This is a genomic window from Arthrobacter sp. H35-D1, from assembly GCF_030063185.1.
In the GTDB taxonomy this organism is placed as follows: domain Bacteria; phylum Actinomycetota; class Actinomycetes; order Actinomycetales; family Micrococcaceae; genus Specibacter.
In genome coordinates this window covers 24,506-44,837 of record NZ_JASISP010000002.1, presented here as the reverse complement: position 1 = coordinate 44,837, position 20,332 = coordinate 24,506, and the positions used below count along the sequence as shown (strand labels likewise).

Below are 20,332 nucleotides of genomic sequence, written 5' to 3'. Positions count from 1 at the left end.
GGGGCTACGTGACCCAGGGGAAGGTCGAATATGACATATGTTTCGGGAGCCGCAGGGTCCCACCAGGCCACGCGGGGGGACACCGGACCCCAACGGCGTGCCTTGGGTGCTGCCGAACGACGTCGCTGGTCATCGCTGGTGCGGCAAGAGGACATCGACACGGTATTGGCCTCTCTCCTCTCAGCGCAATTGCACGGTTCAGTCATCTTGGGCCCCAGAGGCGTGGGGAAAACCACGCTGGCGCGCAGTGTAGTCAGGCGTTTGGGGGAGGCGAGCCATGTTGTGCGGCTTTTTGGCTCGGGTGTCCCCACCGAAGTTCCCTATGCAATTTTTTCCGTTTACCTGGCCAAGCTGAACGCCCAGCAAACAGACAGCCCTGCAGCGGTTCTTGCCGGCTTGGTGGAACAGATCCTCCGCGAGGCCCGCGGCCGGCCCATTGTGGTGGTCCTTGACGAGCTCCCTGGCATCGACACGTTGAGCATGGGTGTCTTGATGCACCTTGTACTCGGCAGGAAGGCAAAGCTGCTCGTGGTGGCCCGCAGCGCAGTGGACTTTCCCGAAGACCTGGTCTGGATGGTCAAGGACGGGCTCATGGCGCAACACCGCATCGGGCCATTCTCCAGGGCGGAAGTGCGCACCTTGCTCGTCAAGGCCTTGGGCGGTCCCGTTGCCGAATCGGTGGTCGCCTCGCTCCATGCCGCCAGCGCTGGAAACCCGTTGGTCTTGCAAGCTTTGGTGCATGAATACAGGGACAGTGGCTTGCTGCGGAGCTATGACGGCATTTGGGTGCCTTTCGGCCGCCTTGACAAGGTTTCGGATGACATTTTGCTTGAACTGGTTGAGGCCCGCCTGGCGCGCGAATCGGAAGCAGTGCGCCGAAGTGTGGAGAAATTTTCCCTTGTAAACACCGTCCCGCTGGCCCTGGCCATAGAGGCGCTTGGTGTGGATTCACTCAGCTGCATGGAAGAACGCGGCTTTTTGACCGTCGCAACAGACCGCCACAGGACGGTGGCTTTCGCTGAACCGTACATTGGTGAGATTGTGCGCAATCAGCTCACCACTGCGCAGAAGGCCGCCTACTTCGTAGAGCTGAGCAGTGTGCTTACCCTCGACACCGAGGCCATGAACATGCAGGAACGGCTGACATTTGCCGCCTGGATTCATGGTGCGGGCATGGTCATGCAGCCGACCATGGCACTTGCTGCGGCCCAGGCCGCCCTGCACTATTTTGATCCGCAGCTGGCCATTGCCTACAGCGCCCATGTTCCAGCCGGGCACCACCTTGCGGTGCAGGCGGTGCAAAAACGTAGTCGGGCCCATTACGTCATGGCAAACTATGTCAAGGCGGCAGAGGTTCTTGAAGAAATTGAACCAGCCGTGCTGGGGAAACTCTCGGCGGCGGACTACGCCTCGTGGACGCTGGACTTGGCCGTTGCCCTTTTATGGGTCCCGCAGCGTGCAGACAGGATTGCCGAGGTTTTGGCAGACGCTGAAGTTCGCAAGCAGGAAGCGCCGGCAGGGGAGCAGAAGGCCGCTGAAAAGTTCCTCAATCTGGCCCGTTTTGAAGTGCATGTCCACAGGGGCGAATTCTCTCCGGTATTGGATGACCTTGAGGCTGCCAGCAGGGAGTCCGGAGATCGCGAGTACCGGCTCAACTGTGCCTGCATGCTGACCATGGCATGGGCAGCAACGGGCCGTGAAATGGACGCGGTGGAACTCTCCCGGGCAATCGACGCTGAGAGCACCGCGCACAATGTTGTTTTGCGCATGAATGACTGGCATCTTTATGGGCGAATTTTTGCGTTGACATGGAGCGGGCAATGGCGCAGCTGTGAGGCGGTGTTGCGGCAGGCCATTGAATATTCCAATGACGCCCTGCACTACCGCGGTGGAGCCATGGAACTGGCTCTGGGGGTGGTGTACGCATTTGCCGGCAGGCGCATGCAGTCCGCCGACGTGCTGCTCACTGCTGCAGCCCAGTTGGAGGTCAGGGACACCTACAAGAGCCTGGTGCTGGTGTACTCGGCCCTGGCCTGTGTGTACGCCAAGCTGGATGAGCCCGAGCAAGCCCAGAAATACCTGGCATTGGCAGACGCTGCCACACTGCATACGGCATGGATCAACCGAACCCTGTCCGACTATTTTCAAGCACTGGCCCGGCACGCCTTGGGGGATCCGGCCGCTCCGCAGTTGCTGGTGTCCACCGCCAAGGAAGATTGGTGCAAGGGCCGGCCCACACCGGCATCGACAGGCCTGCTGGGAGCGATCATGGCAGGGTCCGAGCAGCAGTATGAATTCCTGGAAGAGGCGTCCCGACGTTGCCAGGGCCCCTTGGCTGGTATCGGCATCCTCTTGGCGCGGGCGCACAACGAAAAAGCAGCAAAGTTTGCACTCGAGGCAGCTGATGCGGCGAGCGCCTTGGAGTTGCCTGCCATTCAGCAGCACGCCAACGAACGAGCGCTAAGACTTGCCAAGGCTGCAGGCGAGAAGCGTGTGGTTCGAGAAGCCAAGAGCAGGCTCCAGACAGGGACTCCGGAGCACAGTGAGCTGGCTGAGAGTGTCGTGGTGGCGTTGACGCCCAGGGAGTTGCAGGTGGCCCGGTTGGCGATTCGGGGCATGGCCAACCGGGAGATTGCCAGCAAAATTGGTGTTTCCGTGCGTACAGTGGAAGGGCATCTGTATCAAGTATTCGCAAAACTGGGCATCACCTCGCGCGCTGAACTTGAAAAGTGGGTAAATCTTTGAACGCGGGAGTCGCGGAAGGAACGGCAGCGGCTGGCAAGAGTTTGAAACGGCCGTTTTGCCGCAAGGCGGAGCTGGCAGACATTCTCACAGCCATTCGAGCCGAGGATTGCCGAGCCGTGTTTCTCACCTCCGACAGCGGTCTCGGCGCCTCCACTATTTTGCGGAAATTGGTGGAAACTGCCAGGGAACACGTCCCCGTGCTGTCAGTCCACGGTTCACAGTCGCTGGCCAAAATTCCTTATGGGGTGCTGGCACCGTATCTCACCGGGTTGGACGCCCCGGCCGAAGGTTTCAGGCTGGGGGTGCTGCGGGAGCTGCTGGCGGAGATTGAAAGGCTCAAGGCCAATCTGAAGGACGGCCCCGAGGAAGGGGTGTCCGAGTACGGGGACTTGCCGCTGGTTGTGGTTGACGACGCACATGCCATTGACGAGGGAACAGCCGAGGTGCTTGTTGTCCTGGCCATGGCAGGAACAATCAATGTGGTGGTGTCCCACTCCAGCCGAAACGAACTGCCTGCACCGTTGCCCAAATTGTGGGCGGCCGGAGTGGCGGAGAATATAGTTCTACGGCCGCTGAACCAGGAACAAGGACATGCTTTTTGCCAGGACATGCTGGATGGCCCGGTCCTCCCAGCCAGCAGCTGGCACTACTGGTCCACGGCGGCCGGAAACCCCCTGTTTCTGTACCTGCTTGTCACCGAGGCCGTGGCACAGGGGCAACTGTCAAAACGTGGTGAAATGTGGGTCGGCCAGCTCGAGTTGAAAGTTCACAGCCATGGCCTGGAGGATGCCGTCAGGGCAGTATTGCGAGGGCTGTCACCGGAGGGGCAACAGGCACTGAACCTCGTGGCGCTCTCGGAACCGCTGGACGCCACTTCATTTCGCGCGCTGATCCCGGAGGAGGTGTTCAAGGAACTGCTCGACTGGAGGCTTGTCAACTACCAGCCACCGGAATCCGGGTTCCTGACGCTCGCCAACCCCATCTATGGCAAAGTCATCCGAGAGTTGGTTCCGGTAACGCAAAGCCGTCATCTCCACGAGCAGCTCGTCGGAGAGCTGAAGAATGCACCAGGCAGCAGGGAATCGCTGCTGCGCAGAGTCCTGTGGGCTGTGGAGGTGGGTGCCGAGGTGGACGACCGCACCATGTTGAGGGCAGCCGTTCTGGCCAGCAAAATGTTCCAGTCCGCCACCGCAATCGAATTGGCCAACCACGTTGGCGATGGCGAGTTCAAGCTCCGGGCCGCCATGGTCAAGGCCCGGGCCAAATACAACGAGGGCGACTACCAGGCGGCATTCACGCTTTTGGAAGGACTGCAGGAAAAAAAAGGCAACATTGACGACATGCTTTTTGGCAGCTTGTTGCGCGCCTCCACCAGATCCGCACTGGGCATGCCGCTTGCCACGCTGTGGGACGATGCGCAGGAACTGCGCGAAGTAGGCGAGCAATTGGCCCGGAAAGATCCGGCGGATGCCGGAGCGATCCGTGCGCGCTCGCAGGGCGGGGCCATGATGGTTGAGCTGCTGGCACTTTCACGTGCAGGCCAATATGCGGAAATGACAGCCTTGACGTCGCAGTTGCTCATCGAGCAGGCTGCGTCCACAGACTCGGAAAAACTCACGCTGAGCATGGCGTTGGCCATGGAATCCGAACGGCTGACGGCACAGGGCTTTCCCTTGCAGGGCGTGCGCCGGGCGGCCGAAGCCTTTGCCATTGAACACGGCGAAGAAAACGATGTCTTCTTCTTGCCGGAGAGCATACTGCTGCGCCAATTGACGGCTGTGCTCTGCGCGGGCGACTGGGCTTCGGCGACGAGCATCATGGAGCAGTTTTCCCTGGAGGACGGTCCCGTGGTGTTTTCCTTTGGCGGCGGGGCCAGCGTGGTGCGGGGCTTGTCAATGCTGCGTGCCGGCAAGCTGCTCGAGGCGCTGGATACTCTGAATGCCGGACTTCAAGCGCTGCGGCTTAGTGATCCGCAGCAGTTGTTGGGATCTTGCACTGCCATGGCAGCCTATGCCGCTGCGCAGCTGGGCCGGGCGGAACTGGCCGCCCGGCTCTTGGCGGAGCATGTGGAAAGCACCGGCATGTTCGTGGTCGTGGCTCATGAACTTGCCTACCTTTCCGCTGCAAACCATGTCCTGAAGCCCGACGGCGGAGGGCTGGCGCAGCTTTTGGCCCAGGCTGACGCTGCCAGGGGCTCCGGTTCGGCCATGCTTGAGCTGAACGCCCTGGCCTTGGCCCTGGAGCTGGGCGAGGGCGCCATCGCGGAGCGTGCGGCGGAGGTGGCAGCGCGCGTGGAGGGGCCTTGGGCAGCAGGCATCGCCAAGTACGCCGAGGCCGTCCAGAGCCAGGACGGCCATGCCCTGGCGAAGGCAGGAGAGCTGTTGAGCGAAGCGGAAATGCTTAATTTCGCCCGGCTTGCCCTCACGCAATCAGCCAGCCTGCTCGGCGGCACGGGGGCCCGCGCGGATGCATTGAAGGCGCGCCGGCGCCTCGACAAAGTGGCGGCCAGCCTCGATTCGACAGGCGGATCCGGAGACGCCGGGGAATCGCTGACCAAGCGAGAACGGCAGGTGGCCAGCCTTGCCGCCGGCGGCATGAGCGACCGCGACATTGCAGCGGAGCTCACTCTTGCCCTGCGCACCGTTGAAGGCCATTTGTACAGGACGTACACAAAACTGGGGATTTCCGGCCGGGATGATTTGGCTGCTGTCCTGGAAGCGGTCCAACGCCGCTGACCCGTACCACCGTTTGTTGCCGGACAGGCGCACCTTTATAGCCGCATAGCCATACCCCAATACTTGCATTAATAATGCAAGTATTGGCTTCTTTGCCGTTTCACCCCAGTAGTGGGACCGCGCATCTAGGTACCCGTGGCAAAACTGAGTACTTGCCTGAGTGGAAGTTCAAGTAGGGATTACTCGTGTATTGGTGTTGCGCCTGTCGTTGACTGGAACTGTTCCAAAGGTCTCGATGGTCTCAGCACGGAAGGTCTCACGATGGTTTTCACTTCTTCAGCGGCAATCAGCCCTGTCACCGGCGAGTTCTTTGTCTCGTGGAACAGCGGTACAACCACCCCCGCACCGCAAGTTCGGTCCCAGCGACCGGGCACACTGTCCTCCATAAAAAGTTGGACTCCACATTCGGAGTCGGCGGCGGATAAGCCTTTCGAGACCAAGGCTTTCCCCCAGCCGCCGTCGGCTCCTTTCCCTTGCGGTGCAAGATCCAGTGAGAAAGAACGGCAAGACGCCCGGAAGGGGCACACACTGTGACTGAGCTGAGGATTCATCCGCAACTTCACACGCCCCCGTTCAGGCACATCGAAGACGTCAATGGCAACCAGGATGACAACCACAAGGGGATCGGCCCCAAGCACAGCGTGTGGGACGCCCGCGCTGCAAGTGCTGCAACAGCCGGCCAAGGCAGCACGGTCAGCTGGTCTTCACGCTATGCCAACAGGTTGCGGCTCTGCGATGTGCTGGTCTCGGCGGTCGTGGTTGGTGTGGCGTACCTGTGGCGGTTTGTTGCCACGGAGAGCCAAGGCGCCACCGTTGTTTCCGAGCTCGGCTACGTGTGGATTTGTTTGGCCATCGTGGTCCTGTGGAATGTGGACCTGGAGTGGTGCCGCTCGAGGGAGAAGCGCATCTTCGGATCCGGCGTCACCGAATACCAGCGGGTGGTGCAGGCAACGCTCCGTACCTTCGGCATCATGGCCATGGTCCTGCTCGTATTCCAGATTGGGGTTTCCCGCGGCTTTTTTGCCGTGGCGCTGCCGACGGGCGTGATCTTGCTGCTCGGGCAGCGGTGGATGTGGCGCCGGTGGCTGAACAGCCAACGCGAGGCAGGAAAAGCACTCTCAAATGTTGTTGTCCTGGGCACTCCGCAAGATGTGGCGTACGTGATTGGGCACCTGGGCAACCACTTGGCATCCGGCTACCGGGTTGCCGGGGCCGCCCTGACCACCCTTGAGCCCAAGATGGAATTGTTGCCGCCGTGGTACGAAATCCCTGTTCTTTCCTCGCTGGCCGACATTGCAGATGTGGTCAACAAGACCTGTGCCGAGGCCGTGGTGGTGGCAGGGGCCCTGCCAGGCGGGCCTGAAGCAATTCAGGAACTTGGCTGGCGGTTGGAAGACATGTCAACGGAGCTTGTCCTCGCCTCCAGCCTGACAAACGTTGCAGGTCCTCGAGTTCACTTCAGGCCCATGGAAGGCCTGCCGTTGATGCATGTTGAGCTGCCGCAGTACTCGGGTGGAAAGCATGTGGTCAAACGCGTCATGGACATGGTGCTCTCGTCCGCGGCGTTGCTTGTGCTGGCGCCCATGCTGCTGCTGTTGGCCATGATCGTCAAGTTCGACTCGCCGGGGCCGGCTTTGTTCTTCCAGGAACGGGTGGGACGCAACGGCGGAAAGTTCAAAATGGTGAAGTTCCGTTCCATGGTGGTTGATGCAGAAGCCAGGCTGTCCGGTTTGGGCGAGCAAAACGAGGGAGCCGGCGTGCTCTTCAAAATGGCCAACGACCCCCGGGTTACCCGCAGCGGGCGGTGGCTGCGCAAATTTTCCTTGGACGAGCTGCCGCAGTTCTGGAATGTGCTGACAGGCCGGATGAGCCTGGTGGGACCCCGACCGCCGCTGGCGGACGAGGTGGCTCGCTATGGAAGGACCGCCCACCGCCGGCTGCTCATCAAGCCCGGCATCACCGGTTTGTGGCAAGTCAGCGGACGGTCCGACCTCGCATGGGACGAGGCGGTTCGGCTGGACTTGTACTACGTGGAGAACTGGTCGCTTACGGGGGACATTGTCATCCTGTGGCGCACCTTCAAAGCAGTCACTGCGCCTGTGGGCGCCTACTAGCCCCGCATGCTCACGCATGCAGGGGGAACAACTGAACACGAAATGGAATTAATGCAATGGTCTCGATTCCCCACACGATGCAACAGCTGAACCTGTTGCAGGAACAAACCGTCCTGAAAGTTGCCGTGATTGGCGCCGGCTACTGGGGGCCGAACTTGGCACGGAACTTTAAAGCCAGTCCGGCCTGGGAGCTGTGCGCCATTGTGGACATGGACACGGAACGGGCGCTGAAGATCGCCGGCCCGCTGGGCGATGTTCCCGTGTTTTCCTCCCTTGACGACTTGCTCCAACGGTGCGATGTGGACGCCGTTGCCATCGCCACACCGGCACGCACCCACCACGGCGTTGCCATGGCCGCCATGCGCGCCGGAAAACACGTGGTGGTGGAGAAGCCGTTGGCCGCCACCCGGGAACAAGGTGTGGAAATGGTGGAATTTGCCGAAGCCAACGGGCTGACGCTCATGGCGGACCACACCTACTGCTACACCCCGGCAGCCCTGAAAATCAGGGAACTCATTGCCGAGGGCGCGCTGGGGGAGATTCTGTTCATTGATTCGGTCCGGATCAACCTGGGACTGATCCAACCCGATGTGGACGTCTTCTGGGACTTGGCCCCCCACGATCTTTCCGTCATCGACTTCATTCTGCCGGGCGGACTCCGGCCCGAAACGGTCGCAGCACAGGGCGCTGATCCGCTGGGCACAGGCAAGTCCTGCGTGGGGCACCTGACTTTTGCACTGCCCAACAATGCCATGGCACACATCAATGTGAACTGGCTCAGCCCCACCAAGATTCGGCAGCTGGTGGTGGGCGGTTCAAGACGCACCCTGGTTTGGGACGATCTCAATCCGCAACAGCGCATCAGCGTCTATGACAGGGGCGTGAACTTTGAGAAGGCATCCACCACGGCCGCCCAGCGCAAGGAGCAGGCAGTGTCGTACCGGCTCGGCGACACCTGGTCTCCGGCCCTGCCGGAAAAGGAAGCGCTGGGCATGATGGTCCAGGAATTTTCCGACAGCATTCTGGGGAACCGGCCTTCACGGACCGACGGCGTATCCGGACTGCGGGTGCTCTCGGTGTTGGAAGCAGCAAGCAGGAGTTTGGCAGCAGACGGTGAACACAGTCCCGTTGCTGATTTTGAGGTTCAACTGGAGGGAACAAGATGAGCAATCTACAAGGAGCCACGGTGCTCGTCACGGGAGGGGCCGGCACCATCGGTTCAACCATTGTGGACCAGCTGTTGGAAGCAGGCGTGGCACACGTCGACGTGCTGGACAACTTGGTGCGGGGCCGGAAAGCCAATTTGGACGAGGCCCTTGCCAGCGGGAAAGTGAGCCTCGTGGAGGGCGATCTGCGCAACAGGGACTTTGTTCACGACGCCACACGCGGCAAGGACCTGGTATTCCACCAGGCAGCCATCCGCATCACCCAGTGCGCCGAGGAACCCCGGCTGGCCTTGGAAGTGCTGGTGGACGGCACGTTCACCGTGCTGGAAGCGGCAGCAGCCCACAAGGTGGACAAGATCATTGTTGCCTCCAGCGCGTCCGTCTACGGCATGGCTGAGGCGTTTCCCACCACGGAACGGCACCACCACCACAACAATGACACCTTCTATGGTGCCGCGAAATCCTTCAACGAAGGCATGGCACGCAGCTTCAAGGCCATGCACGGCCTTGACTACGTGCTGTTGCGCTACTTCAACGTGTACGGCCCGCGCATGGACGTCCACGGCTTGTACACGGAGGTGCTGGTGCGGTGGATGGAACGCATAGCCGATGGCCGGCCTCCGTTGATTTTTGGCGACGGGCTCCAGACCATGGACTTTGTGTTCACGGAAGACATTGCCCGGGCCAATATTCTGGCCGCGGCCAGCAACATCACCGAGGGCGCCTACAACGTTGCCAGCGGCTCGGAAACCAGCCTCCTTGGCCTGGCCGAGGCGCTGCTGGCAGCGATGGGGTCCACCCTTCCCGTTGAGCACGGAGAGGAACGGGCGGTCAACGGTGTGGCGCGGCGCCTTGCCGATGTTTCCGCCGCGCAGCAGGATCTGGGGTTCACCGCAACCACGGGGCTTGAGGACGGATTGCGCCAGCTGGTCTCCTGGTGGGCGCCGCTGCGGGAAGAAATTGCCGCCGGCCGTCTTGTCGGCTCCGGATCAGGTGGTGGGAAGTGACGCTCGAGGCAAGCACCAGCGCAGCAGCCCCGGCCACGCCACCGGCAGCTGAGGAGCTGCCACGCATCAATGTCATGTTGCCGTGGCTTGGCACGGAGGAAGCCGATGCCGTGGCAGTCGTCATCGCCTCGGGTTGGGTGGCCCAGGGCCCCAAAGTGGCACAGTTCGAAAGCGAATTTGCCGCCGCGCAACAGGCCCGGCACGCTGTGGCGACCTCAAATTGCACCACGGCGCTGCACCTCGCCCTGGTGGTGGCTGGCATCAAGGCGGGGGACGACGTCGTCGTGCCTTCCTTTTCCTTCATTGCCACGGCCAACGCCCCCACCTATGTCGGGGCGCGGCCGGTGTTTGCCGACGTCGAACGTGAAACGGGCAATGTCACGGCGGCCACGATTGCTGCGGCGCTGACCCCGCAGACCCGGGCCGTCATTGTGGTGGACCAGGGCGGCATGCCGGTGGATCTGGACCCCATCAAGGCACTGTGTGATGCGCAGGGGATCGTTGTCATTGAAGATGCCGCCTGCGGGGCCGGTTCCACTTACCACGGCCAGCCGGTCGGGGCAGGCGCCGAGCTGGCTGCCTGGTCCTTCCACCCCCGCAAGATCCTGACCACGGGGGAGGGTGGCATGCTCACCAGCTCCCGTGCGGACTGGGCCAAGCGGGCGGCAGGGCTGCGCGAGCACGCCATGAGCGCTTCCGCAACCAGCCGGCATTCAGCAGTGCTGGCCCCGCCGGAGGAATATACCGAAATCGGCTTCAACTTCCGCATGACGGACATGCAGGCCGCCGTCGGGATTGTGCAATTGGGCAGGCTGGCACAGGCCGTGCAGCGCCGGCGCGACCTTGTCGCCCGCTACACGCAGGAGCTGCACGGTGTGCCGGGATTGAGAATTTCCGGCGATCCTGCCCATGGAACCAGCAACTTCCAGTCGTTCTGGCTTGAAGTGCTGCCGGAATATGGCACAAGCCGGGAAGGACTGCTGGAGCACCTGGCCCGCCAGGGCATTTCAGCCCGCCGCGGCATCATGGCATCCCACCGCCAGCCGGCCTATGCCGGCCATGATACGGGCTCGGCCAACCTGGACGTCACCGAACAACTAACTGACAGCACCATCATCCTGCCCGTCTACCACCACCTGGAAAGAGCAGACCAGGACCGTGTTATTGACGCTGTGGGCTCAGGGGGGAAGAGCTAGAAATGCCCGAATTGATCCTTGTCGCAGCCAGCGGATTGGCGCGCGAAGTGTTGGCGTCCATGCGAACGTCCGGCAGTTCAAATGTGGTCGGCGTCCTAGACGACGACCCTGCCCTTGCCGGAGAGCACTTTGACGGGCTTCCGGTGCTGGGCAGGATTACCGATGCCACGGCATTTCCCACCGCCTCCTTTGTGTTGTGCGCAGGCAAGGGATCCACGCGGGAAAAGATCGCGTTCGTGCTGGCAGGCATGGGCATTGGCAGCGTCAGGTACGCCTCGTTCGTTGACCGCTCGGCCGTGGTTTCCGAGGACTCCGTCATTGGCGCCGGGTGCATCCTGCTGGCCAATGTGGTCCTGACGGCAGGGGTCCGGCTGGGCAGCCACGTTGTTGCCATGCCCAACGTGACCTTCACCCACGACGACGAAGTGGACGACTTTGCCACGCTCGCCGCAGGCGTCTCCCTGGGTGGCGGCGTCCACATCGGTCGCCGCGCTTACCTGGGCATGAACTCTGCCGTGCGCGAGCACTTGTCGGTGGGTTCCGGGGCCACTGTCGGCATGGGCGCCGTCGTGCTGAGGGACATGCCCGACGACGCCACCTGGGTGGGGGTGCCGGCCCGCTCCGTGCACGCCGGCAAAAAGCAGCCGGGTGCAGGCACTGAAAATGGAAGGGGCTGACATGGAAGCGATTCCTTTGGTTGACCTGCAAGTGCAACAAGCCGAAATTGCCGATGACATTCGGGACGAGATCGACGACGTCCTGTGGTCGGCGGCCTTTATTGGCGGTCCGGCCGTGGCGCGATTTGAAAAAGCGTATGCACAGTTCGCGGGAACCAGCCACTGCGTCGGGGCGGCCAATGGCACCGATGCCCTTGAACTGGCGCTGCGGGCCTGCGGGGTTCAAGCCGGCGGGGAAGTCATTGTCCCTGCCAACTCCTTCGTGGCCAGTGCCGAGGCGGTGGCCCGCATGGGAGCCGTGCCGGTGTTGGTGGACGTTGACCCCGTCCACCTGCTCATTGATCCCGCCAAGGTTTCCGCGGCGCTGACGAGTAGAACTCAGGCTATTGTTCCCGTCCACCTGTTTGGCCAGCTTGCCCCCATGCCTGATCTCATGAGCATCGCCGAGGCTGCGGGATTGGCCGTCGTTGAAGACGCGGCCCAGTCCCAGGGCGCGCGACTGGGTGAGCAGGTTTCCGGTTCATTCGGGCATGCCGCCGCCACCAGTTTTTATCCGGGGAAGAACTTGGGCGCCGCCGGTGATGCCGGAGCGGTGACCACCAACGATCCGGAAATTGCCGCCATGGTGCGCACACTCGGTGCCCACGGCAGCTCCACGAAGTACGTGCACGAAGTGGTGGGGATGAACTCCCGCCTTGACACCATCCAGGCAGTGGTGCTGAACGCAAAACTGCAGCGGCTGCCGCGCTGGAACACCATGCGCCGGGAGGCGGCCGCCCGCTATGGCGCCATGCTGGCCGCAGTTCCCGGGGTGGTGCTTCCTGCCACCCGGGCCGGCTACGAAGATGCGTGGCACTTGTATGTGGTGCAGGTGGAGAACCGCGACGCCGTTTTGGCGGAGCTGGATGCCGCCGGCATTGGTGCCGGCATCCACTATCCCACCCCCATCCACTTGACCAAGGCATTTTCCTACCTCGGCAGGGGAGAGGGCGACTTTCCCGTGACGGAGGCCGCCGCTGCGCGTATTTTGTCGCTGCCCATCTTCCCGCACATCACGGTGGAGCAGCAGGAACGCGTTGTTGCCGCCCTCGCTGCAGCGTTGCTGGACAGGTGAGGAAGCAATGACCACTGTTCGGGCCAAAACCCCCGTGACGCCTACCGCGTCGCGGGCCTTCATCCTGAGCATCCTCAACACCGTCATCTCACGGTTCGGCACCATCGGGATCGGCATTGTGCTGGCGAGGCTGTTGGGGCCCGAACAATTTGGCACCTACGCCATCGCCTTCGTGGCACTCATTGCCATTTTGAGTTTCAATGAGCTCGGCGTCAGCTTGGCCATTGTGCGCTGGCCGGGGGACCCCAAGGAAATCGCAGGAACTGTGACCACCATTTCACTGGTCAGCAGCACGGTGATCTTTATTGGTGCGTATCTCGGGGCACCGTACTTTGCCTCAGCCATGGGGGATCCGGCCGCAACCAACGTCGTGCGGGTCATCGCCACCTGTGTTGTGATCAACGGCGCCGTTGCAACTCCGGCAGCACTGATGCAAAGGGATTTCCTGCAGGGCCGCCGGATGATCATTGACCAGGTCAACGTGTGGCTGGGAGCGATCGTCTCGGTGGTGTTGGTTGTTGCCGGGATGGGAGCCATGAGCCTGGCCATTGGTCGCGTGTCGGCAAGCTTGGTGGCAGCTATCTTGTTCATCAAGTACTCGCCGCTGCCCATTAGGTTCGGCTACAACAAGGAGAAGTTGCGCCCGCTGTTGATGTTTGGGCTGCCGCTGGCTGGTTCCAGCATTGTGGTTTTTGCCGTTGGCTATGCAGACCAGATCGTTGCCGGCAGAATGCTGGGGGCCGTGGCCCTGGGCCTCTATGTGCTGGCCTTCAACCTGTCCAGCTGGCCCACCAGCATCTTTTCCCAGCCCCTGCGGTCCGTGGCACCGCCTGTGTTCGCCAAACTGCAGCATGATCCGCCGGCCATGCGTTCCGCCATGCTTTCCCTTGTCGGAGTGGTGTCCGCTGCAGTGTTTCCCGTCGTCGCGGTCATGGCCGGGGTTGCCGTCCCCTTGGTGACGTTCGTTTACGGCAAGGCCTGGGCCCCTGCTGCGGCCGCGCTGGTATGGCTGGCACTTTTTGCAGCCTTCCGCATCATGTTTGAACTGGTTTACGACTACCTGGTGGTGTTGGGCATTTCAGCGGCAATATTCAAGGTTCAAATCGTCTGGCTGGTTGTTCTCATCCCAGCCTTGCTGGCCGGGGCGGCCTGGGGTGGACTGGCCGGGCTCGCGGCAGCCCCCGTGGTGGTTGCGGCCTTGTTCGTCCTGCCCATCTACTTGAAGATGCTCACAGCACAAGGGTTCAAGGTGCGCGATTTCCTCGCCAAGGTGTGGCCCCCCGTTGCCTTGGCCGTGCCTGTGGCTGTTGGGAGCTATCTTCTGGCGATGGGCCTGGGCGCAGATTGGCTGGCGGTCCTGGCAGCCGCCGCATTGGGAACTCTCGCCATGGCCGTCCTGCTCTTCGTCCGCAGAAAAGACCTCCTCGCCATCCGCAGCTGGGGCAGAGAACCGAAGGAAACAGCATGAGAATCCTTGTCTACCCGCACGACATGGCCATTGGCGGTAGCCAGCTCAATGCGATCGAACTTGCCGCCGGAGTGAAGAAGCTTGGCCATGAGGTGGTTGTTTACGGCCAGCCTGGGCCGTTGGTGGAACGGGTGAAGGAACTGGGCCTTGAATTTCTTCCCTCCCCGCCAGTGCATCGCCGGCCCACGCCGGGCGTGGCGGCACACCTTCGCCGCACCATCAAGGAACGGCGCGTGGACATTGTGCACGCCTACGAGTGGCCGCCCGCCCTTGAAGCGTCGCTTGCCTGTGCCGGCCGTGGCGGGGCCGCTGTCTGCGCGACGGTGATGTCCATGTCTGTTGCCCCGTTCATTCCCCGCAATGTGCCCTTGATGGTGGGTACTGAACAAATTGCCGCTGCCGAGCGGGAGTTTGGCAGAAAATTTGTGGAGTTGCTGGAACCCCCCGTGGACACATCGCTGAACAATCCTGACTTGGACTTTGCCACGGAGGAATTTCTGGCCGGGCTCGGTGCCGGTGCGGACATCTTCACCGTGTCGATAGTGTCCCGGCTGGCCCATGAAATGAAGCTTGAAGGCATCCTCTGCGCCATTTCAGCCATTGAACGGCTGAATGAGTGGCTGCCCGTTCAACTTGTCATCGCCGGGGACGGACCGGCCCGGGACCAGGTTGCGGAGCAGGCGGCCGCCAGCAACCAGGCCTTGGGCGTGCAGCGGATCTTCCTGGCTGGCGAACTGGAGGACCCCCGGCCGGCCTATGCCTGTGCGGACGCCAGCATTGGCATGGGCGGTTCTGCGCTGCGGGCCATGGCGTTCGGCAGTCCGCTGATAGTCCAAGGCGAGAACGGTTTCTGGGAGCTCCTCGACGAGGACTCCGTGCAAACGTTCCTGTGGCAGGGCTGGTACGGCGCGGGTTCGGGCCCGGAGGATGCCGAGGAGAAGCTGATGGCCATTGTTGAAAAGCTCATGGCAAAACCCCTCTTGCGCGCCCACCTGGGCACGTTTGCCAGAGCGCTTGTGCTGGAACGGTTTTCCTTGACGGGGGCTGCGGCCCAACAGGCGGAGTTCTACGAAAGGGTTCAATCCGCGGCGCTGCAGGGCGGTGCAGGCGATGTCCGTGGTACCTGTGCGGCTGTGTGGAGGTTTGCCATGTACAAGGGGCAGCAGGCTTCGTCCAAGCTGGCGGGACGACATGCGAGTGATGACTTCAATGCCACACCTGTTGCTGCGCGGGCACAGATGGCATCCGTTCGACAAGGAGGCTCTTGACAATGGAGACGATAATCTATCAGGCCGGGAGCTCTTGGGACTCGGTGACTGGGACAGATAAAAACTTGGCAGTTGCACTGGGACGGGGAGGGCAAGTGCTTTGGGTGGATCCCCCCATATCCATGCTGCGGACAACTCGCCTGCAGCAGATAACGAGAGTGACGGAACTACTGGATGAAGTGGGTGAGGGCATTGTGCGGCTGCGCACCATTGGTCCGCCCGGGGTGACAAGACCGGTTCTGCGCCAGTGGACAAAGGTTGCCTACCACCATTACATTCGGTCTGCCATCAAGTTTCTCGGTTTGGACGTCGATGGCACCATTTGTGCATCCCCAATCATGACCTTCGCAAAGAACGTCGGTGGGAATCGTCTTTTGTTCGTTACTGACGACTGGATTTCAGGGTCAGACCTCATGGGATTTTCAGAGAGCAATATCAGGCGTGTTCTCAGGACCAACGCGACCAAGGCAACAGTGGTTGCCGCGGTTACCGGCCACCTGGGGCAGGACTTGTCCGAAGTGTTGGGCGGAAAAGTGGTGGAAGTAGTGCCCAATGGGTGCAATATGGGTGAACCCATATATGTCCAGGATCCCGGATTCGCGAAGGCGGCTCTTGTCGGTCAGCTCAATGAGCGGTTGGACTTTGAAGTCCTAAAGGCTGTTGCTGACACCGGGATTCACATCCAGGTTGCCGGTCCGAAGACAGCCAAGTCAGTAAAGGGACTTTTGCAGCTCGACAGCTTCCTCTCCCGGCCCAACGTTCACTGGAAGGGAGTGTTGAACAGTGAAGGAGTTGCTGCATTGCTGGCGGACTCCAACGTCGGGCTCACTCCGTATACAGACACCCGGTTCAATCGGTCCAGCTTCCCGCTGAAAACACTCGAATATGTGGCAGCAGGTGTTCCCGTAGTTGCCACTGACCTGCCAGCATCGAAGTTCGAGCCTGCGGCAAAAGTTCGGGTGGCGAGCAATGCGGCGGAATTCGCCCAAACCGTTACGGAAGTTTCTGCGAGATGGCCAACAGACGCAGAGCGTGAAGAGCAGGCGAAACAGGCCAGAGCTCACACTTGGAAAGATCGTGCCGAACTTCTACGAAACCTGCTGGCGCGTTGAACATCCGAGGGGCCTAGGCATCCCACTACTTAAGGAGAGAATCGAATGTCCATCCATGAATCCGACTTGCCTCTGGAAATAGTCACTCCGAGCTACGCACCCGACTTCGAATTCTGCGCTGATCTGAACATCTCAGTCAAACGCATGACGGGTTCCTCTGTGAGGCACACTATCGTTGTGCCACACAGGGATCTTGCGCAGTTCAGGCAGTTGGGAGGGCCGCGTACTACAATTCACGATGCCGCAGAGTTCCTGCCCGCACAAATGGTCAAGGTCCCGGCTGCCAATATGTGGATTAACGTACGCAGACCATGGCCGCCCGTCAGGGGGTGGATAAGCCAGCAGATCATCAAGCTCGAGGCAGCCAGGCGTTCAACTGCCAGCGTGGTGTTGATGGTCGACTCTGACCTGGTATTGCTTCGGCAAACCACAGCAGAGCTCTTCGTGCGCGATGAAGCCGTGGTGCTTTTTAGGCGTCCCAACGGAATCGATGAATCGCTGCCTCGCCATCAACTGTGGGTGCAGACGGCCCAGCAATTATTGGGGCTGCCAATTCACGTTGAGTTCCCGCTGACCGATTATATTTGCTGTCCTTGCCCGTGGGACCCCGAGGTCGTCCGCAACATGCTGGCACGGATCGAAATGGTGAACTCCTGTCCCTGGGAGACTGCTGTGGGAAGACAGCTGCATTTTTCGGAAATGATCCTCTACGGTGTATATGCTGAGCAGGTAATTGGTTTGGAAGATACTCCAGTCACCGACGACATGCTGTGTCTAAACTATTTTGACGAAGTTGCGTTGACCGAAGAAGAATCCCATGCCTTTATTCGTCAATTTGGTCCCGAACAGATTGCCGCCATGATCTCGGCGAAGTCAAATACCCCATTGTCCGTACGACATGAAATACTTGCCCAGCTGGAAGCAGCGTCTCGTGGGTAGGTCAATTTGCAACGGCCGTGACTTATCATGAATTTGTATGTATCGACGAAAACCGACGTGATGATGAGCAGACATGGACGATGGGAGGTATCGTGATTGTTGCCGGAAAAGCAGCAGATGGTTTCGATTCCGCTCGTATTTTCACTCCGAGACCTAGCCAAGCCAACGGGGAAGAGCCGCCGTGGTTGTTGAGATTCACTGCTTTCGCAATTTTCGCGTTTCCAGCCAACATGGTGCTCAAACCTTTGGGCGCGGCGGGTCACGTGGCCATGCTTTTGTCCTTGTTACTTTTCGTATTTTGGGGCGTTTCCCTTCTCCTTGGCTTGCATAAGTCAGCTCTTTTTCGGCATCCAGGTCGAATTGCGCTGGGAATGATGCTGCTGGCCACATGCATTACCTACGTGATGCTGTTTTCGGATTTCAGCGGTACCAGCACCATCGCGGGGCGCGCCAGCGCTGATCGCTGGGTGCTGCTAATGGCAGGATCGGCAGGTCTCATCTTGGTGACAGCTGAAGTTGTGAAGACAACTGACCACGCAATGGTCCTAGTGCGCGCGTTGCTGCGTGGGGCCTTCTTTTGTTGTCTTCTCGCTGCCGTTCAATTCGTCACCCGAACGAATCCCATGGAAACTATTCAGGAATTCATGATCGGGTTTACTGACAACGGAGGTAATACCACGTTTCAACTCAGGGGTGGATTGATGCGAGTTGCTGGTACAACTTTTACGCCCATAGAACTGGGCGTGGTGGCGTCGATGGTGCTGCCCATTTCTGTCTGGCGCTGCATGTTCGACAGGGTGGGACGCAAATGGATGCACTGGTGCATTACAGGTTCGCTGGTATTTGCAATAGCGGCCACCATTTCCCGTTCCGGCATGATTTCCGCAACGGTTGCTGTATTGGTATCGGTCTTCTTCTTGCCCAAAATTGGAAGGCAGTGGGCCTTGTTGGTTATTCCTGCGGCAGTAACAGGACTGTTCGTAGCTGTTCCTGGCTTGATGGCAACGTTGCTTGGAGCGACGACCGTCAGTTCCGACGATCCCTCGATATCAACACGTCTGAACAACTATCCGCGTGTGGAAGCCATGTTCCTTGAGCGACCGATCGGTGGCACCGGGCCAGGCACTTACATGCCTGAAAATGCCTTGGAGCTTTTGGACAACCAATACCTGCATACTGCTGTTGAAATGGGGACCATTGGCGCAATTGCCGTTTTCGTCTATCTCACGTTTCCGGGATTGACAACCCTGCAGGCCGCCCGGCATGCCGCAGATCCTTCGCTAAGATGTCTCGCGGGAGCTGTGGCGGGTGCTGCGCTCGTCGCGGCTCCGGCCTCCGCAACTTTCGATTCCCTCTCCTTTCCAGTGTTTGCGTTGTTATACCCATTGATAGTGGGGCTAGGCGGTGCTGTTTGGATCATGGTGAAGAGCGAATCGGCTCAATTTCAAGGTTTGGGTATGCTGACGGTAGATCAGGCATCCAACCGAAGCATTAGATCAAAGGAGTAGCGTGGACCCGCTTTCAGTTGCCAGAACTTTGTGGCATCACAAATTAATTCTGATTCCAGTTGTGCTGGTGACACTGCTCGCCGCCGCCTATATATTTGCCTTGGGGCCCAGAACCTATCAGTCAACAGCGACGTTTGCCTTGGTGAATCCGCTGGTACCGACAGAGCAAGAGATTCTGAAGGATCCTTCACTAGGAAAACTAAATTCGAACAACCCCTATCTTCGGTCGTCGGATAACACACTGGTTGCGCAAGCTTTGACCACAAGACTCGGCACTCAGGAGGTGGCGAAGTTATTGGAGATGAAGGGCCTCGGAACCGAGTACTCGGTAGAAAGGGCCGGCAGTTTTGGTACAGGACTGATGGTTCAGATCAACGCGATTGGATCTTCGCCTGATCAGGCCATGTCCACGGTCGATGTTCTTGGGGAGTTCCTGGTGCAGGAGCTCGAAGCCATGCAGGAAATCAATGGGGCAGACAAGCGCTTTTTGTTTACCGCGCTGGCCGTTACGAGCGGGGACCAGGCAACAGAGCAGTTCTCGAGCAGGCTCCGGTCTGTCATCATGATCGGCGCTGGAGGTGTTGTTTTGCTGTTTGCGTCAGTTTCTGCAGCCCAAGCGCTTGACCGCAGACGCGAGGCTAGGGAGAAGCTCGGCAACTTGCGTAGTCGCACACGCGGGGATCGAAACCGTCGCGCCGATCTATCAGCAGAGCATGGTCCAGACCCGGATCGGGAGTGGGACAGCCGGCAACGGAAGACCGCCGATACCAGACAGCTGATAGCTAACCGCAAAGAAGACTATCTAAAGCGACAGTCCCGGGTTGGAACCAAGCTCTGATTGAGAGATGCGTTCGTTAACGGCTCTTCACGGTTCGTGGTGAATCTGGGCTACGACACGCTCTCCGACGCGGGCAAGAGACGAGTAGACGACGTGTTCGCTACCGATGAGCCGAGTCAGGAACTCGTCGCCGCCTCAGGGCATGAAAAAAGCCCTGCGCCTGATGCGCTCCAATAGCTATTCCGCCAGCGCGCCGGACTGCAAAGCTGACTTTGAACGGCAGGTCCAGGCCGCTACCACGTTGATCAAAAACATCCAACGAATTGCCCGCGGGTTCCGCAACCCAATCAACTATCAATGATGTATTTGGCTAAGAAGTCCCGACCGGACGGTGGCATGAATTCATCTCAGCGGGATCATTCACCACGAAACGCGAAGAGCCTCGTTAGCGGGTTTTGATCCTTACCTGCAGTTCTGCGGCGGAACTGCAGGTAAGGATCAAAGT

General features: G+C 60.2%; 15 protein-coding genes. All 15 read left to right on the top strand.

The annotated features are described in order from the left end of the window. Window positions 1-30: 30 nt before the first annotated feature. A complete protein-coding gene (locus QMG25_RS03595) occupies window positions 31-2,745 on the top strand; it encodes a LuxR C-terminal-related transcriptional regulator (protein WP_283457405.1) in 2,715 nt (904 codons plus the stop codon). Beyond that, window positions 2,730-5,480 (top strand): LuxR family transcriptional regulator, encoded by a 2,751-nt coding sequence (locus tag QMG25_RS03590; protein WP_283457404.1) that lies wholly within the window; start codon window positions 2,730-2,732, stop codon window positions 5,478-5,480. Before QMG25_RS03595 ends, QMG25_RS03590 begins: the two co-directional genes overlap by 16 nt. A gap of 530 nt (window positions 5,481-6,010) precedes the next feature. Then, window positions 6,011-7,594 (top strand): sugar transferase, encoded by a 1,584-nt coding sequence (locus tag QMG25_RS03585; RefSeq protein ID WP_283457403.1) that lies wholly within the window; start codon window positions 6,011-6,013, stop codon window positions 7,592-7,594. 56 nt (window positions 7,595-7,650) lie between these two features. Continuing rightward, window positions 7,651-8,760 carry a Gfo/Idh/MocA family protein gene (locus QMG25_RS03580; RefSeq protein WP_283457402.1) on the top strand — a complete coding sequence of 370 codons (1,110 nt, stop codon included), beginning with the start codon at window positions 7,651-7,653 and terminating at the stop codon, window positions 8,758-8,760. Next, window positions 8,757-9,767 carry an NAD-dependent epimerase/dehydratase family protein gene (locus tag QMG25_RS03575; protein WP_283457401.1) on the top strand — a complete coding sequence of 337 codons (1,011 nt, stop codon included), beginning with the start codon at window positions 8,757-8,759 and terminating at the stop codon, window positions 9,765-9,767. Before QMG25_RS03580 ends, QMG25_RS03575 begins: the two co-directional genes overlap by 4 nt. A 74-nt stretch (window positions 9,768-9,841) precedes the next feature. After that, window positions 9,842-10,963, top strand: a complete 1,122-nt coding sequence (locus QMG25_RS03570; protein ID WP_283457910.1) for a DegT/DnrJ/EryC1/StrS family aminotransferase — start codon at window positions 9,842-9,844, stop codon at window positions 10,961-10,963. A 2-nt stretch (window positions 10,964-10,965) separates the two neighbouring features. Next, entirely contained in the window at window positions 10,966-11,640 is a 675-nt protein-coding gene (locus QMG25_RS03565; protein WP_283457400.1) for an acetyltransferase, read from the top strand. Window position 11,641: 1 nt separating this feature from the next. After that, on the top strand, window positions 11,642-12,754 hold the full coding sequence (locus QMG25_RS03560) for a DegT/DnrJ/EryC1/StrS family aminotransferase (protein WP_283457399.1): 1,113 nt from the start codon (window positions 11,642-11,644) through the stop codon (window positions 12,752-12,754). A gap of 7 nt (window positions 12,755-12,761) precedes the next feature. Continuing rightward, window positions 12,762-14,222, top strand: coding sequence for an oligosaccharide flippase family protein (locus QMG25_RS03555; RefSeq protein ID WP_283457398.1), 1,461 nt, complete (start codon window positions 12,762-12,764; stop codon window positions 14,220-14,222). Beyond that, on the top strand, window positions 14,219-15,490 hold the full coding sequence (locus QMG25_RS03550; protein ID WP_283457397.1) for a glycosyltransferase: 1,272 nt from the start codon (window positions 14,219-14,221) through the stop codon (window positions 15,488-15,490). Before QMG25_RS03555 ends, QMG25_RS03550 begins: the two co-directional genes overlap by 4 nt. Window positions 15,491-15,492: 2 nt before the next feature. Continuing rightward, window positions 15,493-16,602, top strand: a complete 1,110-nt coding sequence (locus QMG25_RS03545; RefSeq protein ID WP_283457908.1) for a glycosyltransferase family protein — start codon at window positions 15,493-15,495, stop codon at window positions 16,600-16,602. A gap of 45 nt (window positions 16,603-16,647) precedes the next feature. Continuing rightward, window positions 16,648-17,541: a DUF6492 family protein gene (locus QMG25_RS03540; RefSeq protein ID WP_283457396.1), complete on the top strand. Its 894-nt coding sequence runs from the start codon at window positions 16,648-16,650 to the stop codon at window positions 17,539-17,541. Between the two features lie 17 nt (window positions 17,542-17,558). Beyond that, the gene (locus QMG25_RS03535) at window positions 17,559-19,049 is read left to right on the top strand and encodes an O-antigen ligase family protein (protein WP_283457395.1); all 1,491 of its coding nucleotides are present in this window, start codon (window positions 17,559-17,561) and stop codon (window positions 19,047-19,049) included. Window position 19,050: 1 nt separating this feature from the next. After that, window positions 19,051-19,887 (top strand): YveK family protein, encoded by an 837-nt coding sequence (locus QMG25_RS03530; protein WP_283457394.1) that lies wholly within the window; start codon window positions 19,051-19,053, stop codon window positions 19,885-19,887. 142 nt (window positions 19,888-20,029) lie between these two features. After that, on the top strand, window positions 20,030-20,188 hold the full coding sequence (locus QMG25_RS03525; protein ID WP_283457393.1) for a hypothetical protein: 159 nt from the start codon (window positions 20,030-20,032) through the stop codon (window positions 20,186-20,188). Window positions 20,189-20,332 lie beyond the last annotated feature (144 nt).